The 18,040-nt window shown below is 71.4% G+C and carries 17 protein-coding genes; 8 read left to right on the top strand and 9 right to left on the bottom strand.

Translation table 11 applies throughout. The features are described from left to right. Positions 1 to 42: 42 nt before the first annotated feature. From ACVTJA_RS34005 to ACVTJA_RS33980, 6 genes are all read left to right on the top strand, one after another. The gene (locus ACVTJA_RS34005) at positions 43 to 684 is read left to right on the top strand and encodes a response regulator (RefSeq protein WP_465825779.1); all 642 of its coding nucleotides are present in this window, start codon (positions 43 to 45) and stop codon (positions 682 to 684) included. 84 nt (positions 685 to 768) lie between these two features. Beyond that, complete coding sequence (locus tag ACVTJA_RS34000; RefSeq protein WP_465825777.1) at positions 769 to 1,818, top strand: DUF72 domain-containing protein; 1,050 nt, start codon at positions 769 to 771, stop codon at positions 1,816 to 1,818. A 44-nt stretch (positions 1,819 to 1,862) separates the two neighbouring features. Then, complete coding sequence (locus ACVTJA_RS33995) at positions 1,863 to 2,150, top strand: hypothetical protein (RefSeq protein WP_465825775.1); 288 nt, start codon at positions 1,863 to 1,865, stop codon at positions 2,148 to 2,150. Continuing rightward, positions 2,092 to 2,436 carry a Smr/MutS family protein gene (locus ACVTJA_RS33990; RefSeq protein WP_465825774.1) on the top strand — a complete coding sequence of 115 codons (345 nt, stop codon included), beginning with the start codon at positions 2,092 to 2,094 and terminating at the stop codon, positions 2,434 to 2,436. Before ACVTJA_RS33995 ends, ACVTJA_RS33990 begins: the two co-directional genes overlap by 59 nt. 50 nt (positions 2,437 to 2,486) lie before the next feature. Further along, entirely contained in the window at positions 2,487 to 2,867 is a 381-nt protein-coding gene (locus ACVTJA_RS33985; protein WP_465825772.1) for a hypothetical protein, read from the top strand. After that, positions 2,854 to 3,351, top strand: coding sequence for a hypothetical protein (locus tag ACVTJA_RS33980; protein WP_465825771.1), 498 nt, complete (start codon positions 2,854 to 2,856; stop codon positions 3,349 to 3,351). Before ACVTJA_RS33985 ends, ACVTJA_RS33980 begins: the two co-directional genes overlap by 14 nt. 30 nt (positions 3,352 to 3,381) lie before the next feature. Here ACVTJA_RS33980 and ACVTJA_RS33975 read toward each other — a convergent pair whose 3' ends face one another. The 8 genes from ACVTJA_RS33975 to ACVTJA_RS33940 form a co-directional block, all read right to left on the bottom strand. Then, complete coding sequence (locus ACVTJA_RS33975) at positions 3,382 to 5,382, bottom strand: hypothetical protein (RefSeq protein ID WP_465825769.1); 2,001 nt, start codon at positions 5,380 to 5,382, stop codon at positions 3,382 to 3,384. 3 nt (positions 5,383 to 5,385) lie between these two features. After that, positions 5,386 to 7,011, bottom strand: a complete 1,626-nt coding sequence (locus ACVTJA_RS33970; protein ID WP_465825766.1) for a hypothetical protein — start codon at positions 7,009 to 7,011, stop codon at positions 5,386 to 5,388. Positions 7,012 to 7,040: 29 nt separating this feature from the next. After that, positions 7,041 to 7,601, bottom strand: a complete 561-nt coding sequence (locus ACVTJA_RS33965) for a DUF4123 domain-containing protein (protein ID WP_465825764.1) — start codon at positions 7,599 to 7,601, stop codon at positions 7,041 to 7,043. Then, a complete protein-coding gene (locus ACVTJA_RS33960; protein WP_465825762.1) occupies positions 7,598 to 8,128 on the bottom strand; it encodes a hypothetical protein in 531 nt (176 codons plus the stop codon). Before ACVTJA_RS33960 ends, ACVTJA_RS33965 begins: the two co-directional genes overlap by 4 nt. A gap of 233 nt (positions 8,129 to 8,361) precedes the next feature. Continuing rightward, complete coding sequence (locus tag ACVTJA_RS33955) at positions 8,362 to 11,124, bottom strand: SNF2-related protein (RefSeq protein WP_465825761.1); 2,763 nt, start codon at positions 11,122 to 11,124, stop codon at positions 8,362 to 8,364. A gap of 201 nt (positions 11,125 to 11,325) precedes the next feature. Continuing rightward, positions 11,326 to 12,663, bottom strand: a complete 1,338-nt coding sequence (locus ACVTJA_RS33950; protein WP_465825760.1) for a DUF58 domain-containing protein — start codon at positions 12,661 to 12,663, stop codon at positions 11,326 to 11,328. Next, positions 12,660 to 13,595, bottom strand: coding sequence for an AAA family ATPase (locus tag ACVTJA_RS33945; protein ID WP_465825758.1), 936 nt, complete (start codon positions 13,593 to 13,595; stop codon positions 12,660 to 12,662). The genes ACVTJA_RS33950 and ACVTJA_RS33945 overlap by 4 nt, the downstream gene beginning before the upstream one ends. 67 nt (positions 13,596 to 13,662) lie before the next feature. Further along, complete coding sequence (locus ACVTJA_RS33940; RefSeq protein ID WP_465825757.1) at positions 13,663 to 14,295, bottom strand: hypothetical protein; 633 nt, start codon at positions 14,293 to 14,295, stop codon at positions 13,663 to 13,665. Here ACVTJA_RS33940 and ACVTJA_RS33935 point away from each other — a divergent pair. Both ACVTJA_RS33935 and ACVTJA_RS33930 read left to right on the top strand, forming a co-directional pair. After that, positions 14,294 to 14,473 (top strand): hypothetical protein, encoded by a 180-nt coding sequence (locus tag ACVTJA_RS33935; RefSeq protein ID WP_465825755.1) that lies wholly within the window; start codon positions 14,294 to 14,296, stop codon positions 14,471 to 14,473. The genes ACVTJA_RS33940 and ACVTJA_RS33935 overlap by 2 nt on opposite strands. 180 nt (positions 14,474 to 14,653) lie before the next feature. Beyond that, positions 14,654 to 16,855 (top strand): peptidylprolyl isomerase, encoded by a 2,202-nt coding sequence (locus tag ACVTJA_RS33930; protein WP_465825753.1) that lies wholly within the window; start codon positions 14,654 to 14,656, stop codon positions 16,853 to 16,855. 13 nt (positions 16,856 to 16,868) lie between these two features. On the opposite strand, the gene ACVTJA_RS33925 is transcribed toward ACVTJA_RS33930, so the two are convergent. Next, positions 16,869 to 17,984 (bottom strand): HD domain-containing phosphohydrolase, encoded by a 1,116-nt coding sequence (locus ACVTJA_RS33925; protein ID WP_465825752.1) that lies wholly within the window; start codon positions 17,982 to 17,984, stop codon positions 16,869 to 16,871. Positions 17,985 to 18,040: the final 56 nt, after the last annotated feature.

Genomic DNA, 18,040 nt, shown 5'->3' with positions numbered 1-18,040 from the left:
CATGCGTACGGATGAATGCAGCGGGAAGCAGGGGCGGGCGTCGTGATTCGCCTCGTCCTCGCGGATGACCACGCCCTGGTGCGCCAGGGGCTGCGCAGCCTGCTGGACCTCACGCCGGACCTTCGCGTCATCGGCGAGGCCGCGGATGGCGAAGAGGCCCTGCACAAGGTCGCCGAGCTGAACCCGGACGTCGTCCTCATGGACGTCCGCATGCCGCGCATGACGGGCCTGGAGGCCCTCCGCGAGCTGCGCCGCATCGAGCCGTCACGGCGCGTCGTGCTCCTCACCACCTTCGACGAGGACGCCGCCATCATCGAGGCCCTTCGCGCGGGTGTGCAGGGCTTCCTCCTCAAGGACGTGTCTCTCGACGAGCTCGCCGATGCCATCCGCCGGGTCTCCGCTGGAGAGACACTGCTCCCGCCCGGCGTCGCGGAGCGCGTGGCGCGCGGCCTGGCCGAGGTGCCTCGCGACTTCCCCCACGCGGACCTGCCCGAGGGCCTTACCCGCCGCGAGGTGGAGGTGCTGCGCCTCATCGCCCGGGGGCTGAGCAACCGGGAGATTGCCCAGGCGCTCGGCACGGCGGAGGGGACGGTGAAGAACCAGACCTCCAGCATCCTCTCCAAGCTGGGCGTGAGGGACCGCACCCGGGCCGTCCTCCGGGCCATGGAGCTCGGCTGCCTGTAGGCCGGACATACCACTTGGCGAGTGGGCCGATGCTGGGGCAACCTGCTGCATCAGGTGACGTCCAGCGCTACGTAGAAGGCACCCATGTCCCGAGGCCCTTCCCAGCTCGACCTCTTCACCGGCGCCCCCGTGGAGGCCCCGGCTCGCGGCCGCAAGGCGACCCAGCCGGTAGGGCCCGCCCCGGTGCCGGAATCCTTGTCCGCCCTGGGCCAGCAGCTCCCCACGGGCACCTTCCTCGGCACGTCCTCGTGGACCTTCCCCGGCTGGTCCGGAATCCTCTGGGACCACGAGGCCAGCGCGTCCCAGCTCGCGCGAGAGGGCCTGGCCGCGTACGCGAAGCACCCGGTGCTGCGCACGGTGGGCATCGACCGCACCTTCTACGGCCCCATCCCCGCCAGCGCCTTCGCCGAGTACGCCGAGCAGGTGCCGGACGGCTTCCGCTTCCTCGTGAAGGCGCACGAGGTCTGCACCATGGCCCGCTATCCGTTGCACGAGCGCTACGGCGTCCACCGGGGCCAGGCCAACGACAGGTTCCTCCACGCCGCCTACGCCGCGGATGCAGTGGTGGCGCCCTTCGTCGAGGGGCTCGGGGACAAGGCCGGGCCGCTCGTGTTCCAGTTCCCTCCGCAGGACCCGCAGGTGCTGGGCGGGCCCGCGCGCTTCGTGGAGCGGCTCCACGCCTTCTTCGCCGCGCTCCCCAAGGGCCCGCTGTACGCCGTGGAGGTGCGCAACCAGGAGCTGCTCACCGAGGGCTTCGCGCAGGCCCTGGCGGATGCGGGCGTCAGCCCCGTGCTCGCGGTGTGGCGCGACATGCCGCCCGTGGCGCAGCAGGCCAAACGCACTCGCGCCTTCGAGGCCCGCGCGCTGGTGGTGCGGTGGATGCTTCCGCCCGACCTCGGCTACGAGGAGGCGCGCGCGAGGTACGCCCCCTTCGACAAGCTGGTGGACGAGGACCTCCCCACCCGGGACGTCCTGGCGCGTGTGTGCCTGGCGGCGGAGCGGCGCGGCAAACCCGCCTTCGTTACCATCAACAACAAAGCGGAGGGCAGTGCACCCCTGTCCGCCATCCGACTCGCGGAACGTATTGTCGCTCGCAAGACGGAAGCAGACAGGCAACAGGGCGTTCCCTCGTGAACGACGCTTGCCCTCGCGCACGACTCTTGCTTACTTGAGGCGACATGAAGTCCATGGCCGTGGCCGCGATGATGGTGCAGTTGATGGCAGCCGGTGGAGCCGGTGCCCAGGGCGACCGTGCGGCCGTGCGCCGCGACGACGCTGGCGACGTGGGCAAGGACCTCGCCTCGCTGAAGAACGAGTTGTCCTCCCTCTCCGAGCAGTTCCGCGCCGCGCGGGAGCGCCGCCGCCTGGAGGCGGAGCAGAAGAAGCGCGAGAACGAGGAGTGGCACCTTGGCCCGAAGGCAAAGTCCGCCGCTCCCACCGGAGGGGCCGGAGCCTCCGCCCACTGAGGACGAGGCTGTAGAAATTCCCATCGACGGCAACCTGGACCTGCATCTCTTCCACCCCAGCGAGGTGAAGGAGCTCGTCACGGAGTACCTCTGGGCGTGCCGCCAGAAGGGGTTGCTGGACGTGCGCATCATCCACGGCAAGGGCACCGGCGCGCTGCGGCGCACCGTGCACGCGCTGCTGCCGAAGCTTCCCGAGGTGGAGTCGTTCCGCTCCGCCGGGGAGGGCGACGGGGGCTGGGGCGCGACGTGGGTGCGGCTCAAGCCGGCGGAAACGGCGGGGCCGTAGCGTCCTCTCGCTGTCTGTTTCCCGTCGGCGGTGTCAAGCTTCCCGGCGCCATGCGCTGGGTCATCCGCTCCGAGCAGCAACGCGCCCTGGGTGGGCTCGCCCAGGACGGCTTCGTCCAGGACGCCGCCGCGAGGCTGCGCCGGCACTGGCCCGCCACGTGCGAGGCGTTGGGCGACGCGGGGCTCGAAGCGCGCATCCGCCATGGCATGGCGCTGGCGGCGCGGCATGACATCCACGCGAATGCCGCCGTGCTGCGCTACCTGAATGCGATGTTCGCGCTGGGGGACGACTTCGCGACGGACGCTCGCTACCCCTGGGCCGCGCAGTTGCTGGAGAATCCCCGGCTCGACGAGCACGAGCGGATGGAGCGTGTGTCGGCGGAGGTGCTCGCCACGTTGCGCGCTGCGGAGGTGACGCATGGACCCGTTTGAAGGCGTGGAGCTGGAGAAGGGCCGTCCGCAGACTCCGAAGTCCCTCCCGATGCCGGACACGTCCCCGAAGGACGACGTCGTGGAGAGCTTCGAGTCCCTGGACGCCGAGGCCTCGGAGCTGGCTCCCGAGGCCCGGGTGGACTCGCCGGTGGCCTCGTGCCCGCTGACGTGGCTGGAAGTCACCGTGTACGACGAGGACGGAGAGCCCGTCACCGGCGTGCCCTTCGAGGCCTCGCTGCCGGATGGAACCACGCACAAGGGCACGCTGGACGGCCAGGGCCGCGCGCGGATGGAGGGGACGGACGTGGAGGCGGAGGACGTGGACGTCGACGTCACCGTGCGCCGCGGCGAGGACGGGAGCGCCGACAGCTACTCGCTGAAAATCCGTCCGCGTACGTCGTCCTCGCCGAAGAAGTCCGAGGACACGGAGGGCTCCTCCGACGAGTCGATGCTGCGCGCCGAGGTGGAGCCCGTGAAGCGCTGAGGCTGTCGCAGGTGACGTGCCTGCCCCGGCTCAAATCGTGACGCGGACCTCCACGGGGAGGTGGTCACTCACGCCCGTGGTCTTCCAGTAGGCACCGTGGCACGTCTGGAAGTTGGCCTGGGTGAGCCCCGCGCCGCCGCCCGCGATGACGCCGCCTCCCACCGCGGCGGCGTGGCGCCGGTCTGCCTTCTCCCGAATCACGTTCTTCAGCCGCGCGTAGTGCACCGTGGTGAAGCCCACCGTGAGCACATGGTCATACGCGTGCGAGGTATGCGCGGCATAGGTGGCGGTAGCCGCCGGCTTCTTGAGACTGGTGCGGGTGGTGATGTGACTGGTGAAGCCGCCGCCGAAGCCCGTCAGCACGGCCCTGTCATTGGCGTGTCCCGGCCCGTTGTTGGAGCAGTTCGCGAGCTGGTTCGCGGAAACCGCGCAGCAGTTGAAATCGCCGACGATGAGCGCCGGCTCGGCACCGCGCAGCGTGGTGATTTCCCGGATGGTGCCCAGCCGCGTCGTGCCTCGCTGCGCGTCGAGGTTGTTGGCGGACCCGTTGCCCGTCATGGCCGCCTTCTTCGCCGTCTGGTAGTGGGGCGGTGGCGAGTGCGCCGTGAGCAACAGGAAGGTGTTGTTGGGTCCACCCACCGTCAGGTCGCGGAAGCGCGCCAGGTAGGGCCGGCGCTGGTAGGCCTGGGGGAAGGAAATCGCCGCGCCGCCGGCCGTCTGGAAGGTGCACTGGCCCACGTAGGCGCTGCCCTGGTTCAGGGCGAGTCGCCGGGGAGTGCCCGCCGTCACCACGTTCGCCGCGGCGCCGCCGTGCACGCGCTTGCGCACGCGGTCGCCGTTCGTGTCCACCCACCAGAGGGCGCTGTGCGCCGGGTCCATGGTGAGGTTCACCGGCACGTCGCCCTGGACGACAGAGGCCGCGTTGTTGCCGTCCATGTCCGCCTGCCAGATGTCGTTGGTGGCCGCGTCCACGAAGTACATCGTCTTGCGCGCCATGTGCAGGGTGAGCTGCCGCGGCTGCACGCCGCCCTGGTTGAAGCGATTGCGGACGCTCCTGCCCTGGAGGTCCGACGAGGAGATGGTGTCGGTGCCGGTGTCCACCCAGTAGAGCAGCGCGCGAGCGAAGTCGATGGTGAGGCAGTCCGGGCGGTTGAGTCCCACGGGCGGAAAGTCCGAGTTGCCATTCCCGTCCAGGTCGCACCACTGCAGCCGGTTCGTGCCCGCCGCGTTGGACCAGTAGAGGACGTCGAACTCCATGTCCAACGCCAGGTCGACGGGCTGGCGCGCCGTGCCCATGGGAAGGGTGGGCGTAATCACCGTGTGGTTGGCGCCGGAGTAGTCCACGCGGCGAATCTGGTTGGAGTTGGTGTCCACCCAGTAGACGCGCTGGTGGACGGTGTCCAGGCGCAGCCGGTTGGCGTAGACGTTCGTCACCGGGCCGCCCATGGCGGCCGCGCCGCCGCCCGTCAGGTTCGAGCTCCAGAGCCGGTGCGTGGCCGTGTTCACCCAGAACATCCTGTTGTGCGCCACGTCCAGGGTGATGGCGGTGGCGTTGGCGCCCGTGTTGTTCGACGCCACGTTGTTGCCGGCCAGGTCCGCGCGTCGAAGCGTGGTGCCGGTGCCGTCGTACCAGTACACGCGCCCGTCATCCGCGGCGGCGGAGTCCCAGGGCTGCGTGAGCACCGAGCTGCGGCGCGGGCCCTCGAAGGCGACGGTGTTGGAGTTGTAGAAGATGGCGATGGTCTCCGCCTTCGCGCCGTTGCACAGGGCCAGGGGGGGGGCCACGCGCCAGCCCGCGTGGCGGTGCTGCAGCTTGGACAGCAGCTTGAAGATGCCGAGCACGCCGTCGCCCGCGGCCAGGTCTCCCGGGTTGAGGCTCTGGGAGCAGCCGGGCTCGATGACCACGAAGATGTCGTAGTTGGGGCCTCCGACGGGGCTGACCACCTTGAGGATGCGGTTCACTGCGGCGGTCCGCCGCACGAAGTTCGCGCGGAAGTTGTAGATGTTCCAGGAGAGGATGCGGACGGCCATGGCTCACCTCGTCAGGGTCCAGCGGGCTTCCACGAGCGAGTCGTCCTCCAGCACGGCGATGGAGCGCAGCAGCAGCCGGTCCGTCCGCCAGCAGTAGTAGAGGTGCAGCTCGTGGTATTGTTCCAGGGGGAGCTCCGGGTCGTCGCCGAGCAGCCGCAGCCGCTCGCCGGCCGCTTCGGCCACCCGCGCCATGGGCCACATGGGCGGCAGCGTGGAGAGCTCCTCGGGCTCGCGCTCCTCGGCGTCGTCCTGCATGGCCTGGTCGAGCGAGATGTCCTGCCCCGCGAGGCTGGCGAGGACGATGCGGTCCGTCGGGCGCATCAGTGCGTTGAACATCAGGCCGCAGAACGTCAGCGTCGCCTGGATGAGGAACTGGCCGTCGCCGGTTTGATGGCTCCACTCCCAGACGAGCTGGACGGTGCTGAACGTCAGGAGGCCGTCTCGGAAGGTGAAGTCCGGCCGCGAGAAGATGGCGTGGGCATCCGTCCGCCTCCCGTCGAGGAGGTCCACGCCCAGGCCCGCCTCCACCAGCCACGTGTTTTCCCCCGCCGTGTCGAGCAGCGGCCTGAGGTGCCCCACGTCGTCGGTGCGCCAGCTGCTGCCGCCCATCAGTGGGTCCAGGTCGGCCGGCGCCAGCTTCACCGGGTTGTCGAGCCGGCTCTCCCAGCAGAGCACGCCCTCGTCCTCGGGCAGGTCCGACCACACGGGCAGCGACTGGCCTCCCACCTTCAGCAGGCCGCGCAGCTCCGCGAAGTAGTCCCTGCCGCCGTCTTCGTCGCGGGGCTTGCTGTAGATGTGCAGGGCGGCGTTCTCCACCCGTGAGTCCGCGAACGCGAGGGTGAAGGGGTAGGACGACAGCTTGACGTCGGGGTGCTCGTCCTCGCGCGGGACGAGCTGGCCCAGCAGTGTCACGGGCATCTGGTGCTCGACGTAGGCCCTCAGGTGGGGCCCGAAGCGCACGTCGATGGCGAAGTTGGTGCCGGCGCGGTAGCCCACGTCTCCCAAGAGCAGGAGCGAGTCGTGCGAGCACAGCACGTAGCGCGGCTCGGAGAAGGTGAGATCCGCGCTCTCCTCCCAGGCCACCGGCAGCAGATGTGAGCGCAGGACGTCCAGGGGCACGTGGATGGTGACGTGGTAGCCCACGTCGTTGCCCCGCAGCATGAAGCGCGCATCCACCCGCCAGCCGCGCGTGCGCTCCTTGCCGTCGACGTAGACGGACCTCAGCGGGTCATGCAGGGACGAGCGGACCCGGCTCATGCCCTTGCGGCTCTTGGAGACGAGCTTGACCTGCACCTCGAGGGGCGGGAGCGCGAGCCCGTCGTCTTCCAGCTCGCGGTGCATCCTGCGCATGCGGACGCGCATGCCGCCCGTCTTCTTCGGCCGAATGAGGTGGTACTTCTCGGTGGGAAGGATGACGGACCGCTTGAAGAGGTCCTGCTTCCGCAGGCGCGTCTCTGTCGGCGCATGGAGGGTCGGCTCGATGAGCTCGAGGCCGCCCAGCTTCAGGAGCCGCAGCACGTCATCGTGGGAGTGGCCCACGTGGCTGACGAGCGGCACCTGCTCCTCATCCACCTCGCTCTGCAACGACTCCAGCAGGGCGCGGAGCGCGCGCCGGCGGGTCTTCGGCATGGGCGTTCTCCTTCGTGGCGGGGGTGGGTTCAGCTCAGGGCCAGGGGCCGCTCCTCCAGGCCCTCCAACCCCAGCGCGTATTCCACCAGCGCGTCGGCGCGAGGGCTCTCCGCGAGGTAGCGCTCCACCGGGCCGAAGAGCGTATGCAGCTCGCGCGGGTTGCACGTGGGCAGGTACGCGCGGAGCACGCGCGGGTCGTAGTAGCGGAAGTAGAGGCGGCGGCCCTGCTCGTCCTCCACCTGGAGGAACTTGCGGAAGTGGCGGCGCAGCTCTCCGAGGCTCGCGGGCGTGGCGACGAAGATGCCCCAGGACTGGCCCCAGGCCTTCGTGAGCAGCTCGCGAGTGGACTCCGCGTCGCGGCGCAGTTGGACGAGGTAGGGCGCCACCGCGAGCAACTCGCGCGGCACCGGGCCTTCATAGAGGCACACGCAGCCGTGCGCCCACTGCATCAGCGTGCGGGTGACGGCGGGGGAGCGGGCGCCGTCGAGCACCGCGTAGACCTCGCAGGGAGGCTCGCCGAACTCGGGAGGGCGCCAGAGCAGGTCGAGGACGCGTTCCACGTCCAGCGTGGGGGAGAGGGCCGGAGTCATGCCGCCTTCCTCCGGGCCGCGGCGCGGGCGCACTCCTCGCAGAAGGGCAGCCCGTCCTTCGCGGCCTGCAACAGCGCCTGCACCTGCGCGGCCGTGTCGACGGGGGCGGGCTCGGGTGGGCGGGGCGGGAGCGCGATGACGGGCGACTCCGGCTCCACCACCGCGACGGGCTCCGGGAAGGGCAGGGGCGCGTGGCGGGGACGTTGGTAGGAGAGCACCACCAGCTCACCGAGGCGGAGGGCGCGCTCCAACCGCTGCCGCAGCCGCTGCTCCGCCGCAGGGCGTCCCAGCCGCGAGAGACCCAGGGGCTCCGCGCCGCCGAGCGCCTCGTACAGCGTCCAGGCGCTGCCGGGGGCATGGGCGAGCCACCATTCGAGGTGCCAGAGGGCCACCGTGTCCGGCACGCGCGCGGCGTCGTCCTCGGTGGTGACGTCCGCGCCCCGGACGAGGAGGTACTCCGCGCTCAGGCCGCGCAGGAGCCAGGACTTCCGGGGGGCGAAGCCGATAGGGGAGAGGGAGGGCCGCATACGTGGTGGGGCTATCGCAACCCCCATGCCAGAAACCTCTTCCCGTGTAACTCAGGGAAACACGCGCTGTAGCACGCCCACCCGCGTGCCATGGGGACGCGGCGCGCGTACCAGGGGAACGCGGCGTCCGTTCCGGGAGGACGCGGGCGCATTCCGAAGGGACACGAGGCTCCGCGTACGCCACGAGGCCCGCTCGGGGCTGGCGCTCCTCGCGAACCTCCGACAGGAGCGCTTCAGGACAGCCAGAAGTACGCGGAGGCGATGAGGGAGCGCTTCTCCGTCACCTTCGCCTTCTGCGCCAGGTCCGCGAGCTGCCGGTCCTTGGCGGCGTAGCGCTTCTCCTCCTCGTTGCGGAGGGAGGACAGCTTGCGCCGGTACTCGCGCTCCATCCGGTCCGAGTGGGCCCGCGCCTTCGCCTTGTCCGCCACGTCCTCGGCGGCGGCCACGGCCTTGCGGGCTTCAATCCACACCTGCCGCGCGGCCTCCACGGTCTCACGGGACTCCATGAGGCAGTCCTCGACGTAGCGGTCCGCGCGTTCCTTGGCCTTGTCCAACTCCAGCGCGTTGCGGCGCTCCGCGGCCCGGACGATTTCCTCCTTGGCCGCCACCAGCGCCTGCTCCTGCATGAGCTGCACGGACACCGGCGCGGGCTGGCGGCGCTTCTCCTCCTTCGCCGTCAACTTCACGAAGTGCGCGCCGTCCTGCAGCGGCAGCGCGCGGAAGCCGCCGTCGCGCTCGCGCACCAGCACCAGGTGGACGAGCTTCTCCTCCGGCTTGAGGCCCGTCGTCTCGAACTTGTAGGCGAACCACCAGCCCTCGCAGCCGGCGAGCCGCGCCAGGCGCGAGGGGAGCTCGGACGCGTCGAGCTGGAGGTACGCCACCGCGTCCTGCGTGCGCTCCTTCACCGCGTACGCGGCCTTGGCAATCTCCAGTCGGCCCGCGGTGCGGCTGCCCAGCACGGAGTTGGTGAGGGCGCGCGCCTCCGACTGCCGCTTGGCGAGCGCCTCCTTCGTCTGGTCCTGCTGCCCGCGCAGCCGCCGGCGCACGTCGCCGTCGAAGCGCTCCAGCACCACCGAGCGCATCTCCGTCATGCGCTTGCTGATGCGGCCCTCCAGCTCCTCGCGCAGCTTGTCGAAGGCGGCGTTGATGTCCTTCGGGTCGCGGCAGGACTGGTAGATGTCGAGGATGCGCCGCTCGAAGTCGACGCCGCTCTCCAGCGCGCCGAGGATTTCGTCGGACGCGCCGAAGACGCCGTCGAAGAGGTTGAGCTTCTTCTCCAGCAGCTCGAAGAGGCGCGCGTCCGCCGCGTTCTGACGGTTGAGGAAGTTGATGACCAGCACGTCCCGCTGCTGGCCGTACCGGTGGCACCGGCCGATGCGCTGCTCCACGCGCTGCGGGTTCCACGGCAAGTCGTAATTGACGACCAGGTTGCAGAACTGGAGGTTGAGTCCCTCGGCGCCGGCCTCGGTGCAGATGAGGATCTGCGACTTGTGGCGGAACTCGTCCACCAGCGCGCGGCGCTCCTCCGGCGTGCTGGCCAGGTCACCCGCCAGGAGGGAAATCTTGCCCTTGTAGCCCGCGTCCGAGAGGAGGTTGAAGAGGTACTGCTGCGTGCGCCGGGACTCGGTGAAGATGAGCGCCTTCTCCGGCCAGCCGTGCGCGCGCATCACCCCGAAGGTGCGGTCCAGGCCGCGTACGAGCGCCGCGCCCTTGGCGTTGACCTTGATGGAGTCCGCCAGGTCCGCGTACTGCCGCAGCTCCCAGACCTCCTGCTCCAGGGCGCGGACGTTGGGCGCCTTGGCCGGGTCGTCGGACCACTCCTCGCCCTCCTCGACGAACTGCTTGGCCTCCTCGGGCTCGAACATCGCCAGCGCCTGCTGGCCCAGCTTCGCCGCCTGGAGGCGCTTCTCGAGGTTCTCCGACAGCCGGCGCAGCGTGGGCGCAATCGCGTACGTCGAGGACGCCAGCAGCTTGCGGTAGCAGAGCGTCAGCAGCGTCTTCTTGCCGGGTTCAATCGCCGCGGCCTCGGAGCGCTGGAGGTACTCGCTGACCTTCTCGTAGAGGTCGTGCTCCTCGGGGGAGGGGGTGAAGTCCTCCACGATGGAACGGCGGTTGGTGTAGCGGACGTACTCGCGCACCTGCCGGCGCAGGGTGCGCTGCACCACGGGGGCCAGCCGCTCCTTCAGCTCCGCGACGGCGGCCTCGGACATGCCGCCGCCCTCGTCCACGCGGTAGCGGCTGCGGAAGGCGTGCTCCGGCCCGAGAATCTGCTCGTCCAGGAGGGACATCAGGCCGAACAGCTCCATGATGTCGTTCTGGAGCGGGGTGGCGGTGAGCAGCAGCTTGGGGCGCCCGGCCAGCGCGGACTTCAGCGCCTGCCCCATCTTGTTGTTGGGGCGGTGCGCGTTGCGCAGGCGGTGGGCCTCGTCGATGACGACGACGTCCCACGGAATCTCCGCCGCCAGCGCCGCCTTGTTGGCCGCGAAGGGGTGCGAGCAGATGACGGGGAAGGGCTGGTCGAAGCAGTTGCCGGTGGCCCGCACGGTGCGGCCGTCCACCAGCACGCTCTCCAGGTCGAACTTCTCGCGCAGCTCGCTGTTCCACTGCGCGCGCAGCGTGGCCGGAGCGAGGATGAGGATGCGGCTCTTTCCCTCGGCCATGAGCTGGGCGATGACGAGGCCCGCTTCAATCGTCTTCCCGAGGCCCACCTCGTCGCCCAGCATGCAGCCGCCGCGCGACAGCGAGTCGAGCGCGAACATGGCGCCCTCGACCTGGTGCGGGTTGAGGTCCACCTTCGCTTCCGACAGCGCGCCGGCCAGCCGCTGCTGCGTGTCCCCACTCTTCGCCAGCAGCTCTTCCGCCAGCAGCCGCTCGTGGAAGGGGGTCAACGTCCGCGCGGGCTCGGACTCCACCCGCGAAGCCATCGCGGCCGCCGCCGCGTCGACCTCCACCTCCAACCTCAAGCCCCTCGCGCCCTCCGCCAAGACCGTCTCCATCCGTGATGTTCGAGGTTGCCCACCCAGTAGGCGGGCAAGAGAGACGCGCCATTTTGTTGACGCGGACGTGGCTGTAAAGGGGGTCGTTTCCGGAGCCTAGAATTCGGCCTCGGCGCGATTGGCACGCTTCTTCGCGAGCGACGCGCGCACGCGACTCATGCGGGCCTCACGCAATCTTTTCAGTGGACTTTACGGAAGGACTCAAAGCAGTCCTCGCGATTTCACGTCGAGGTACGCGTTGAGTGTCGCCGCGCCGAAGCCGCGCGCGGGGGCCCGCACCACGAGCGCACCGGCGTCCCGCAGGGTGGTGGCGGTGCGGCGGTACTCGGCCTCCAGCCGCGCCGCGGCCTGCTTCGAGTAGGCGTCCTGCGCCTCCCGGGGCACCGCCGTGGCCGCGGCCTCCAGGTCCTCGTCCAGCAGCGAGGCGACGACGGGCAGGTGCCGGGGGCGCAGCGCGAGCGTGCGGGTGAGGAGGCTGGCCGAGGCGTCCGGGTCCACCAGGTCCGTGAAGAGCACCACCAGCGCGCGGCGCGTCTGCCGGGCGAAGGCGAAGTCGAAGGCGCGGCCGTAGTCGCTCTCCTCCAGCGCGGCCTCGACGCGGTAGAGCGTCTCGGTGATGAGGCGCAGGTGCTCGCGCCCCTTGCGCGGCGGGAGGAAGGCGACCACGTCGCTGGCGAAGGCCAGCACGCCCACCATGTCCCCCGCGTCCAGGCCCACGCGCGCCAGCCGCAGCGCCGCGTCCACCGCGTGGTCCAGTTTGCGGCGCCCCTGCACCTGGCCCGCCATGTGGCGCCCGCAGTCCAGGAGCAGCAGCACCGGTTGGTGCTTCTCCGGCTGCCACGTGCGCACCAGCGTGTCGCCATGGCGCGCGGAGGCCTTCCAGTCGATGTGGCGGTAGTCGTCGCCGGGGCGGTACTCGCGCAGCGACTCGAACTCGCGCCCCTCCGCCGCGCGGCGCCGCTGCGTGCGCGCGGAAGGGGATTCCGAGGCACGGGCCAGCGCCAGCGCCTCGCGCGAGAGGGCCGTCAGGTCCGGGTACACCTTCACCGCCTGCGCCGCCGGCACGCGGACCTGGCGCGCGCACAGGCCCAGCGGCCCGAGCAGCCGCAGGTGTACGTCTCCGAAGCGGGCGTCGCCTCGCGCGGGCGGGGTGACGAAGTAGGTGAGGCGCGCGGGCGTGTGCCTGTCCCCGCTCAGCGTGAGGGCCTGACGGTGGCCGGTGCTGGCCACGTCCTCCGGGGGCTCGTCGCGCGCATCGAGGCGCAGCGGGTGCGTGCCCCCGTCGTTCCGCTCGAATTCCAGGTGGACGGCGTTGCGCGTGCCCGAGGAGAGGATGGGCTCCACGAGGCGCCGCACCGTCACCGCGTCCGCGCGAGGCGCGCGCAGGAAGTCCACGGCGCAGAGCATGAGCACCGCCACGTCCACCGCGAGCGCGAGCCAGCCGAACACCGGGCCCGCCACCGCGAGCGCGGCCGGGACGAGCCCCGCCGCCAGGAGCGCCACGGCGAGGCCCGTGGGGACGGGACGGCCGGTGCTCACCGGGGCACTCGCACCCGCTCGAGCGTCTGCCGGAGGACGTCGTCCACGGTGACGCCCTCCACCTCGGCCTCGGCCTTGAGAAGGAGGCGGTGGTTGAGGACGCTGTGGGCCACGCCCTTCACGTCGTCCGGGGTGACGAAGTCCGTGCCCATCAGCGCCGCGCGCGCCTTGGCCGCCGCCAGCAGCGCCTGCGCCGAGCGGGGGCTCGCCCCCAGGCGCACGCGGGGGTGGGCGCGCGTGTCGCGCACCACATTCACCACGTACTGGAGGATGGAGTCGTCACACGACACGCGGGCGGCGCGCGTCTGCAACTCCGTGAGGGTGGGCGCGTCGAGCACGCGCTCGGTGACGGGCGGCTTGCCCTCGCGCTGGTGGAAGGCGCGCAGCATGGTGACTTCCCCGTCCGTGTCCGGGTAGCCCACGCGCACGCGCATGAGGAAGCGGTCCAGCTGCGCCTCGGGCAGCGGGTAGGTGCCCTCCAGCTCGAGCGGGTTCTGCGTGGCCACCACGAAGAAGTGCGGCGGCAGCGCGTGCGAGACGCCGTCGATGGTGACCTGCCGCTCCTCCATGGCCTCCAGCAGCGCGGCCTGCGTCTTGGGCGGGGTGCGGTTGATTTCGTCCGCCACCACCACCTCCGTGAAGATGGGGCCCTTCACGAGTCGGAAGGCGTTCTCCTGCGGCTGGAAGACGTTGGTGCCCAGGATGTCCGCCGGCATCAGGTCCGGGGTGAACTGGACGCGGGTGAAGAGCAGTCCCAGCGCGCCGGCCATGCTGCGCGCGGTGAGCGTCTTGGCTACGCCGGGCACGCCCTCCAGGAGCACGTGGCCCCGCGCGAGGAAGGCCGTCACCAGGTCGGCCAGGACGCGCTGCTGCCCGAAGACGGCCGCGCCGAGCGCGGAGGTGAGACGGGAGAGGGGAGAGGCGTCGGACATGGTGACGGGGCACGCTAGCCCGCTGCCGCGCGGGGCGGCAGCGGATTCGTGAAGGCTGGGTCGTGCCTCAGGCGGGCCGGCTCTTCAGGCCCAGCAGCGTGCCGCCCAGCGCCGCGAGCGAGCCCAGCACCCCGACGAAGACGCCGAAGCTGGGCGACGAGTTCATCATCTCCGAGTTGCCAATGGGCGTGGGCACGCGCGTGGTGTCGGCGGACACCTTGATGTAGACGATGCACCAGACGAGACAGATGAAGCTGAACACGAGCTGCCCCATCCACGGCACCACCGGGTTCATGCGCTCGAAGGAGCCCTTCACGCGCATACCGACGGCCGTCATGATGAGGATGGACAGCACGAAGGCGCCGGCCCCCATGCTCATCAGGCCGAGCACGTCGCCGTCCGCCGCCGTCTCCTTCCACGGCAGGAAGCACGACAGCAGCACGGTCGCCGCGCCCCAGAAGGCGACCTTGTCCCCTCCGGCGAGCAGGCCGAAGAGCTCCTTCGCGTCGCGGATGAGCTCCTCCGGGTCGGCCACGGCGTCGTTGCGGGACGCCTCGCGCGCGGAGCGGTCCCACGGGTCCGGCCCGTCGTCGGCGGGGGCTTCCACGGGCGGAGGCGGCGCGCGACGGGGCGCGGGCGCGGCGGAGCGAGCGGGGCGCGCGGCACGCTGCTGGGGCGCGGAGCGGGCGATTTCGTCCATGCTGCGGATGTTGGTGGAGTCCGCGTCCGGCGGCGGCGCGGCGGTCCGGCTCCCCGACTTCGCCTTGGAGCGCGCGGGCGCGGCCTTCGCCGGCCGGGGGGCCTCCTCGGCGCCGGTGGACTCGTCGTTGTCGTCCGCGGGCGGCTCGGCGGACAGGAAGGAGCCGTCGATGATGTAGTCGCAGACGGGACAGATGGACGTGTTGGCGGCTACCTTCGAGCCGCAGCCAGGGCAGTTCAGGACCAGCGCTCCCGAGGAGAGAAACGAGGCCGCATTCTCGGAGTCCCGCCTGGAGCTGTCAAACCCGCCGCGTCCTAACCCCTGGATTTTCGCGGGGAATTGACCTAGGCCCCGGCGAATGAGCCGCCTGCGCACCGCCCGTGGATTGACTGCCTGCCTCGCCGTCGTCGCGCTGTCCTCCTGTGTCCGTTCCGTGCCTTCGCCGGAGAAGGAGCCGGTGGACGCGGCGACACTCGCCCGCATCCAGGACTGGGAGGACCGGCGCTCGCTGGGGGATGGGGCGTTGCTGTCGCTGGCCACGGGCGCGGAGGACGCGCGGGTGCGCGCGAGGGCACAGCGTGCGCTGGCCCGCATCCAGGACCCGGCCACGCTGGACACGGTGGTGGCGGGGCTGAAGGACGCGGAGCCGGGCGTGCGTGATGAGGCGGCCTTCGCCGCTGGCGAGCTGGCCCTGGCGTGGGAGCCGCTGACGGAGGCGGAGCGCACGCGGCTGACGGACGCGCTGCTGGAGGCGGAGGGCGCGGAGCGCGAGGCGCGGGTGCGCGCGACGCTGGTGGAGGCGCTGGGGCGGGCGGGCACGCCGGCGGCGGTGGCGCGGCTGGTGGAGCGGATGCAGGGGAGTGACGTGGAGGTGGCGGGGAAGGCCGCGCTGGCGCTGGGCGTGGCCGCGCGGCGGGGTGGGGCGGCGGTGGTGGCGGGCGTGCCGCTGCTGGCACCGGCGGTGGCGCTGCTGTCCCGGGAGCGGCCGGTGGAGGCGCGCTATGGAGGCGCGTACCTGCTGATGACGGCGAAGCGGGTGGAGGCGCTGCCCGCGCTGCGTGGCTGTCTCGGGGATGCGGACGCGGACGTGCGCGGCCTGTGCGCGAAGGCTTTCGGCGCCATGGGTGGGCCGGAGGACGCGGTGGTGCTGAGGCCGCTTTTGGATGACTCGGTGCCGCGCGTGGCGGCGGAGGCGGCGCGCTCGCTTGCGATGCTGGCCGCGAAGTGCAGCGGGCCGTGCACCGCGGTGGAGGCGCTGGAGGCGCTGGTGCCCCGTGCGAAGCGCGTGGCTCGGGGACTGGAGGCTCCGGAGGTGACGAGCACTGGAGGCGCGCCCCAGGGAACGGCTGGCACGTCGCGGCCCACCGACGGCGCGGACGCGAAGGTGGAGACCCTGGCCCGCTCCGCGGACGGGCACGCGATTCTGGCCCTCGCGCAGCAGGGCCTTCCCGAGTTCGCCGCCCCCCTCCTCGTGTCGCTGCGTCTCGCGCTGGCGGACGCGGAGCGCGGCGCCGCCTCGGACCTGGCCCGCACGGACCTCGGCTGGCTGGACTGCCGGCTCGCGGCCGCCCTGGACCGGCAGCGCGGCGTGCCGGGTGACTCTCCCTCCTGCGGCTTCGGCCGCGTGCAGGACGAGCGGCGGCTGGCCCTGGGCATTCGCGAAGCGGGCCAGGCCAAGGGGAAGGACCCGGCCGGCTTCGCGGTGGGCTACCTGAACCACCGCGACGCTCGCGTGCGCCTCGCCGCGCTGGAGGCCCTGGGCAACCGCCCCGTGCTCCGGACGGCCACGGCCGTGCAGCCCCTGGTGAATGGCGAGGACCTCGTGGTGGCCGGCGCGGCCGCGGGCACGCTCGGGAAGATTGGCGCCAAGGTGCAGCTCCCCGTGGTGGAGGCCCTCGCCGACCGCGTGCCGAAGGAGCCCGGAGATCTCGCCGAGCCCGTGGCAGGAGCGCTCGTCGCCCTCCAGGGCCCCGCCGCGGAGCCGCGCTTCCGCGAGTGGCTGAAGAACCCCAACACCAACCTGCGCCGCGTGGCCGCCGAGGCCCTCACGCAGCTCACCGGCCAGCCCGTGCGCTCGGAGCGCGTGGAGCTCCCGGCGGACACCTTCCGCCCCGAGGCCGCGCCGCCCGATGCCGGCCTCCTCCTCCGGACGGCCAAGGGCGACATCACCGTCCGCCTGGATTCGGACGAGGCGCCGCTCACCTCCGGCAACCTGTACGCGCTGGCGAAGAAGGGCTACTTCAACGGCACCACCTTCCACCGCGTCGTCCCGGACTTCGTCGCGCAGGGCGGAGACCCGCGCGGGGACGGGGAGGGCGGCCCCGGCTACTCCATCCGCTGCGAGATGACGCGCCGGCCGTACCGCCGCGGCACGGTGGGCATGGCGCTCGCGGGCAAGGACACCGGCGGCAGCCAGTTCTTCTTCACCCACGCGCCGCAGCCCCACCTGGACGGCCGCTACACGGCCTTCGGCGAGGTGGTCTCCGGCATGGACGTGGTGGACGCGCTCCTCGAGGGGGACATCATCCGCGAGGTGCGCGCGGTGCAGCTGACGCCCTGAGGCTCGGGCGGGCTCAGGCCCCGCTGGCCTTGGCCATCGACGCAGGGAGGCCGAGCGGATGGCCATGCCACCGCTGGACCTCCGTCTCCTCCATCGACTCCACCTCCTGGCGGATGCGCTGCCACTCCGTCTCGGGGATGCGCAGGAAGGCCTCGGCCAGCGCCGGGTCGAACTGCGTCCCCGCGCAGCGGCGGATTTCATCCCGCGCCACGCTCATGGGCCGCCCCTTGCGGTAGGGCCGGTCCGACGTAATCGCGTCCACCGTGTCCGCGATGCAGAAGATGCGCGCGCCCAGCACGATGTCCTCACCCGCCAGGTTCTGCGGGTAGCCCTTGCCGTCCCACCGCTCCTGGTGCTGCAGGACGATGAGCGCCGCCTCGTGCAGGTAGGGCATCTTCGCCAGCATCCGGTAGCCGAACTCCGGGTGCTTGCGCATCTCCACCCACTCGTCCGGCGTCAGCGGCCCGGGCTTGAGCAGGATGGAGTCGCGCACGCCAATCTTGCCGATGTCGTGCAGCAGCGCGCCCTGTTCCACCACGTCCAGCGCGGCCCCCGACAGCCCCACTTCCTCCGCCAGCCGCCGCGAGAAGAGCGACACCCGGCGCGAGTGCCACTGCGTCTCCGTGTCGCGGTAGTCCAGCGCGCTGATGAGCCCGTCCAGGAGGCCCGTGGTGCGCTCCACCACCCGGCGCTCCAGGTCCCGGTTGATGGCCACCAATTCCGCGTTCTTCTCCGCCACCTCGCGCGTCAGCCGCTCGTTGGCCTCCACCAGCCGGTAGTGCTCGAAGGCCTGCCGCACGCTGCTGATCAGCTCGCTCAGCGACCACGGCTTGCCCAGCAGGCGGAACACCTCGCCGCGGTTGACCGCCTCGGACGCGGTGCGGAAGTCCGCCGCCGCCGTCAGCATCAGCCGCACCGCCTTGGGGTTGCGCTCGCGCAGCGCCCCCAACAGCTCGATGCCGTTGAGGTACGGCATCATGAAGTCCGTCAGTACGACGTGGAAGTCCACCTCGCGCGCGGCCAGGGCCGGGTCGCTGTGGGTGATGACCTCATAACCCTCCGTCTGAAGAATCCGGGAGAGCGCGGCGAGGATGAGGACGTCGTCATCCACCACGAGGATTCGGTCCATGTCGGCGGGTTCTCCAAGGAGGCGAGCCTCATTCCCTTATACACGCGTCCCTCACC

This window comes from Pyxidicoccus sp. M6, from assembly GCF_055568925.1.
This window is presented reverse-complemented; position numbering and strand designations above follow the sequence as displayed.